The 6004-nt window shown below is 65.3% G+C and carries 7 protein-coding genes; 2 read left to right on the top strand and 5 right to left on the bottom strand.

All coding sequences use genetic code 11. The annotated features are described in order from the left end of the window. Together VFP86_18315 and VFP86_18310 are read right to left on the bottom strand one after the other, a co-directional pair. The coding region (locus VFP86_18315) for a sigma-70 family RNA polymerase sigma factor (protein HET9001601.1) at positions 1-333 on the bottom strand (333 nt) is incomplete at its 3' end. A 330-nt stretch (positions 334-663) separates the two neighbouring features. After that, a complete protein-coding gene (locus VFP86_18310; protein ID HET9001600.1) occupies positions 664-2145 on the bottom strand; it encodes an alkaline phosphatase family protein in 1482 nt (493 codons plus the stop codon). 382 nt (positions 2146-2527) lie between these two features. On the opposite strand from VFP86_18310, the gene VFP86_18305 reads away from it, so the two are divergent. Continuing rightward, positions 2528-3112 (top strand): type II secretion system protein, encoded by a 585-nt coding sequence (locus VFP86_18305; protein ID HET9001599.1) that lies wholly within the window; start codon positions 2528-2530, stop codon positions 3110-3112. 10 nt (positions 3113-3122) lie between these two features. Here VFP86_18305 and VFP86_18300 read toward each other — a convergent pair whose 3' ends face one another. Genes VFP86_18300 through VFP86_18290 form a run of 3 tightly spaced genes read right to left on the bottom strand, consistent with a single transcriptional unit; the run spans position 3123 to position 5584 of the window. Continuing rightward, positions 3123-3569, bottom strand: a complete 447-nt coding sequence (locus VFP86_18300) for an SgcJ/EcaC family oxidoreductase (GenBank protein ID HET9001598.1) — start codon at positions 3567-3569, stop codon at positions 3123-3125. 19 nt (positions 3570-3588) lie between these two features. Then, on the bottom strand, positions 3589-4563 hold the full coding sequence (locus VFP86_18295; protein ID HET9001597.1) for an alpha-ketoacid dehydrogenase subunit beta: 975 nt from the start codon (positions 4561-4563) through the stop codon (positions 3589-3591). A gap of 13 nt (positions 4564-4576) precedes the next feature. Then, positions 4577-5584, bottom strand: coding sequence for a thiamine pyrophosphate-dependent dehydrogenase E1 component subunit alpha (locus tag VFP86_18290; protein ID HET9001596.1), 1008 nt, complete (start codon positions 5582-5584; stop codon positions 4577-4579). Positions 5585-5747: 163 nt separating this feature from the next. Here VFP86_18290 and VFP86_18285 point away from each other — a divergent pair, with 163 nt between their 5' ends. Further along, positions 5748-6002, top strand: a complete 255-nt coding sequence (locus VFP86_18285) for a hypothetical protein (protein HET9001595.1) — start codon at positions 5748-5750, stop codon at positions 6000-6002. The last annotated feature ends 2 nt before the right edge of the window (positions 6003-6004 follow it).

The following is a 6004-nucleotide window of genomic DNA, read 5'->3' as shown; positions in this document are numbered from 1 at the left end:
CACCGCATCGCGCAAGTAGTGCCGGATCTCGCCGGCGACGTGATGGTACGCATACGCCTCGAACTTCACACCGCGCCCGGGATCGTATGAACTCACCGCATTCATGAGGCCGATCGTGCCGATCTGCGTCAGGTCGTCAAGCGGGACGCCGGCCCGCACGTAGCGCCGCGCGATCTTCTTGGCGAGCGGAAGGTAGTGGCAGACGAGCTCTTGGCGGAGCTGGGGATCGGCGGTGCGCCGAAATCGACGAAACTTTCCGAGTACCGCGGGGTCCTGCTCGGCGGGCGATTCAGCCGGTTGGGCAACCGTCGTTCGGGGTGCTTTGACAGCCATTCGAGTGCTGTCCATCATCCCCTCCCTTGTAGGCCGCGCGATCCCTTCCGGCGCACGATCTGCGATGCCGTGTCCGTTCGCGGCCGGCGAGGGCCTCTCGGTTCACCTGTGCTCCTTGTCGTCGGGTAGTGCCCGCGGATGATATTTCGTGACGCAGAATCATCCGAAGGGATGAACTTCATTGGCTGATGTGGAGAAAAACATCGGCGCATGCTGCATGATAATTCTGGGTATCTGCGTGACGCGGCGCGACCATGGAGGCGTGGCCGCCTCCGGGGCGCTGGGGGTTACCGAATCACGCGGCTGTGATCGACCGCCTGCAGTCGCTCGCTAACGGCCCACGGAAGGTGGTCCGGCCGGAGGATTGATTGGAAGCACCAACGGGGATCGCGGGGCCTGATTGAAATCGAAGTCCGTCGCCAGGTTGCCCAACTGCGGCAGGACCTCCCGCACGTTCGGCCGGCGGTCGGGGCGGCCGTCGGTCTTCGGATCGATCCGCTGCCCGCCGAGGAAGTCGTCCTCGATGAACTTGACGTAGGCGTCGAAGCTCAGAATCTGGTGGTCGATGTACCCCTTCCGGGCGAAGGGGCTGATCACGAGTCCCGGGACCCGCAGGCCGTACCCGTTCTCGTCCACCTTGGGCGGGACCACGTGGTCGTAGAATCCACCCCAATCATCCCACGAGAGGAAGATCGCGGTACTGTTCCAGTCCGGCCCCTGCATCACCGCGTTGATCAGGCTGGTCACGTACGTCTGTCCCGCGCTCACGAGCGCGGGCGGATGCTCGCTGACCCTGCCGTTGGGGACCACCCAGGAGACCGCCGGCAGCGCACCGTTCCGGGCCGCCTCGAAGAAATGCGAGATCGTTTGGATGTTGTGTAGTTCACCGTCATCCCGCACCGTCTCGAACCAGGGCAGCGGGTTCCAGATCTGCGGGGTCCCGGCGCGCTGGGGCTTCTCGGGACAGCTCGCCGCATTGTCGTCGCAGTCAGGCTGGGTCCCCTCGGCGACATAGTACGCCCAGGTGACCCTCGCTTTGTGGAGCAGGTACGTGAGGTCCGTCCAGGCGTAGTTGGGTCTTGCGGTGCTGCCTGCGCGGCGCCGCGCGAAGAGGCTGTCAGGGGATTGAAGTTCATTCACACAGCTCATCGGATCGGCGCTCGTGCAGCGGGCCGACCACTCGGAGACCATAAACAGATGCTCGGGGAGGCTCCATGACGCGTTTGGCTCAAACATGTGATCTTGCAGCACGAACTCGCGCGCGTACGTCCAGTAGTTGGGGATTTCGCGGGCATCGTGGTAGCCCATGACGTCGGGTTCGCCCGACCCACCGCCGCAGCTGGGGTCGAACGTCCCCTGACACTTGGCCTTCCGGCCGCCGGTCTGCCCGATGAAGCCGTCCATCCTCCCGCCGTCGATGTCGGCGGTGGCGTCCTTGGCGCCGTGAGGGCCGCCCCGATTCACGTCGTGTGGGTCATGAAATGGCTTGACGCACTGCCGATTTCGCGGGTCTGGAACGCAGACCGCAGGCATGCCGTTTTGCATCGGAATCCCGTCCGCGCCGGGGTAGGTCCCAAAGTAGTGGTCGAACGAGCGGTTCTCCTGCATGATGACCACGACGTGCTGGATCCTATGGATGCCGCTCAGATCTGCTGCGCGGGTCGCCTGGGGCCCACCACCGGGCAATTCCCATGGGGTGAGCGCGATCAGGAAGATCCCGGCGGCAGCAAGCATGGTCCGGCGGGACCACCGAACGAGCCGGGGCCGATAGTGGCGCAGCGCCCAGGCGAACTGCAGGATGTTGAGAAACATAGCCGCCTCCAAGCAACGACGCGCGAATCGAGGACGGCGCGGACCGCGGATCCGGACCGGCCGGAGCACACCGTTCTCTGGAGGAGAAAGCGAAGGGTGGGGGCACAGAGTTCCTGGGACGCCGGGCCTCAGGGGCTACCCTCACCATAAATTTCGGAGCGGGGAGGGCGGGAGCGCCACCAGCATTCCAGCATTCCTCCACTCGACCTCCGGCGATATGCCGCTCCCTCGTCGAATGAATGAGTTTTCGTATCGGACAGCGGAGTCGGAGCGCCAAGCAAAGCCTGTCCTCCTCACTTAATGGGCATTGCTTATGGTGATGCTCGATCGTACAACTGCTCAACCCTCCACGCGGTCCACAGAAAGCCGGCAACAGGACAGAGTGAAGACCGTCGTGCGGATCGGCCGTCCGGGAGACCGCCGAGAGCGTGGATTCACTCTTGTTGAGCTGGCGGCGGCCCTTGCCATCCTCAGTATTCTCATCGCGCTGGCGTTCCCCCGGTATCTGGGCAACCGCCGCGCCGCCTACAAAGACGAGGGCTATCAGATCCTGCAGGAGCTCAAGACGCTTGAGTGGTCCTACTATCAAGAACACACGGTGTTCACGGGCGTCCTGGGGAACACCGGCTTCACGATGCCGGGAGGATCACACTGGGCCGCGCCGACCCTCCAAGTGCCTTCAGGATCCGGAAATAATGGCAACGGCCAGGGCAACGGCAATGGCAACGGCAGCTGCAACAACGGCAACGGCCAGGGCAATGGCAACGGCAATGGTAACGGCAACGGCCAGGGCAATGGCAACGGCAACGGCCAGGGCAACGGCAACTGTAACGGCAACGGTAACACCGGAGCCGCGATCAGCGTGGTGTTGACGATCGCCGGGGCCGTATCCCCCCTGGGCTCGAGCGACCAGATCTCCCTCACGCTGGGGGACGACGGCAGCGTCACCTCGGGGAGCACCTTCTAGAAATTGATGATCACGTCTTGACCGTTCGATTGATTTCGGTGTTCTGGGCAGCTCTGATGAGCCAACGGTCGCGATCTCTCGTGACGACGAACGTCATCGTGCCAGACCGTGATTCGGTGGTGCGCGAGTCACCGACCATTGTCCAGGCACCGTGAGCAATCGCGACATCCGGGCGAATCAACCGCACGTCGATGCGGTCGAAGTGAAAGTTGCTCACTTTGAAGATGCCATAGGCGTGCGCAGGAACGTCCACGCCGGGGCTGCTCTGCGAAATTGTGGCGTGCGTAAATGCATGACTTGTCTGGATTCCCTGCCGCCCTTTCCACCAACGGCCGGTGACGTTCACGAAATCCGCGTCGGGCGTAAACAAAGCCCCGAGTCCGTCCATGTCGTGCCGGTTCCACGCTTCCGCAAAGCCATTCACCGCTCTGCGTACCGCATCTTCGCCGGTCTCCACCGCAACTGCCCTCCTTGGCTCAGTAGGCCGCGAGACTGCGGATCGCTTCGACGATCTCGGCTATCGTGGGCTGGAACGCCGCCTCGAGGACCGGGCTGTGCGGCACCGGCGTGTCCTCACTCGCGAGCCGCATCACCGGTCCGTCGAGCGAGTCGAAGGCCTCCTCGGCGATCAACGCCGCGATCTCCGCACCCACGCCGCCCGTGCGGTTCGCCTCGTGCACGACGAGCGCTTTCCCCGTCTTCCGCGCCGAGGTCAGGATCGCGGCGCGGTCGAGAGGCGCGAGGCTCCGCAGGTCGATCAGTTCGGCGCTGATCCCCTCGCCCGCCGCCGTCTCCACAGCCGCGAGGCATTTGTGGAGCATCCATCCATAGGAGAACAGCGAGAGCGTGCCGCCCTCGCGGACAATCCGCGCGCGGCCGATCGGCGTGAGGTATTCGCCGGCGGGCACCTCTGCCCGCTGATACCGGTAGAGGTGTTTGTGCTCGAAGAACAACACCGGGTTCGGGTCTCGGATGGCGGCGAGCAGGAGCCCTTTCGCGTCCTCGGGGAAGGCGGGCGCGACCACTTTGAGCCCCGGGGTATGAGCGAACCAGGCCTCCATGCACCCCGAATGGAACGGCCCGCCCTTCACGTCGCCGCCGTAGGGCATGCGGAGCACGAGGGGCAAGGCACAGCCCGTCCGCCAGTGAAACTTCGCCGCCATATTGACGACTTGGGTGAACGCATCCGAGATGAAGTCGGCGAACTGGAGCTCCACCACCGGCCGCATGCCCATCACCGCAGCGCCGATCCCGGCTCCCACGTTTGCCGCCTCAGCGAGCGGCGCATCGATCACGCGCTCGGGCCCGAACTCCTCGAGGAAGCCTCTCGTAATCCCAAATGCGCCGCCGTAGGTGGCGATGTCCTCGCCAATCACGAACACGCGGGGGTCGCGGTGCATCGCCTCGAGCAGCCCGTCCCGGATCGCCTCCAGATAGGTCAGCTCCGGCATGGAGCCCCCCAGCTCATGTCCCCTCGTCCTCGGCGAAGACGCCCTCGGTCACCGACTCCGGAGCCGGCTCGGGACTGGCCTCCGCCCAGGCCAGCCCTTCCTCGATCTCGGCGGCGATCCCCTCCTGCATCGCGCGATCGGCGTCGGGCGTGAGGTGCCCCTCCGATTGCAGCCGGCGCTCGAACAGCGCGATCGGATCGCGCGCCGCCCACTCGTCGAGCAGGGCCTTGGGCACATACGAGAACTTGTCGGCCTCGCTGTGTCCCCGCACGCGCATCGTCCGGCACTCGATGAGGGTCGGTCCGTGGCCCTCCCGGGCGTGCGCGACCGCGCCGCGCGCAGCCTCGTAGACCGCGAGGACGTCGTTCCCGTCCACGGCCACCCCCGCGATCCCGTATCCGACCGCCTTGTCCACGAACGCCCGGCAGGCGGTCTGATGGTCCAGCGGCGTCGAGTAGGCGTACTGATTATTCTCGAGCACGAGGACGACGGGCAGGCGAAACACGGCGGCGAAGTTGACGCCCTCGTGCCACGCCCCCGTGCTGGTCGCGCCGTCGCCGAAAAACGTGAGCACGACCCTGGCTTCCCCCCGCTGCCGGCACGCCAGCGCCATCCCTGCCGCGACGGGCACCGATGCGGCCATATGGCTAATAAATGGAAAGATCCCGAGCCGGGGGTCGCCCATGTGGATGTTCCCATCCCGGCCGCGCGTGAGGCCGCCTTCCCGATCGAGAAACTGGGCGAACACGCGCCGCACGGAGATGCCGCGCATGATGTACGCGGCGAGGTCCCGATGCATCGGCGCGACGAGATCCTGCGGGCCGAGCGCGTAGGTCGCGCCGACGGCGATGGCTTCGTGCCCCCAACCGGTAAAGTAGGCTCCCGGGATCCGTCCCTGATAGTAGAGCTTGACGGCGCGATCCTCCACCGCCCGTTGGAGCCGCATGTAGTAGAGCATCTGCAACAGGTCGTGCGGGCTCAGGATCTCGCCCGCGGCCGGTGTGGTTCGGGTCGCGCCCACGCTCTATCTCCTCCAGAGATCTATAGACGGGACGATCTTCGTGTGAACTCGAACAACAACCTCCCGTGCGCGTGGCCCTCGAGCGGGCGCTCGCCGACGAGCGCGGAGGCCGAATCATCGAGCACGGCCAGGCACTCGGGCGACTTCGAAAGAGCAAGCGCCGTTGAAGGATGCGACGTGGACCAACCAGGCGATCCCGGCGCTGACGTCGCTGAACCGCCGAGACCGGCAGGGGTTGCTGGATCGCATCGAGGTACTCACCGAGGTCCCGGCAATGTACCCGGCCCGCCAGCGAGGCCGGTTCGCAAACCTGCGCTACTTTGTTCTCAACAAGCGCTGGGTGATGTACTATCGCCCGAATGAAACGGGGGGTCTCCTTATCTTCGCGATCGTCTCCGCCCGGGCGCGGCCGCGGTAGAT

Source organism: bacterium (assembly GCA_035703895.1).
In the GTDB taxonomy this organism is placed as follows: domain Bacteria; phylum Sysuimicrobiota; class Sysuimicrobiia; order Sysuimicrobiales; family Segetimicrobiaceae; genus Segetimicrobium.
The sequence above is the reverse complement of the archived record's forward strand: the minus strand, read 5'-3'. Positions and strand labels throughout refer to the sequence as shown.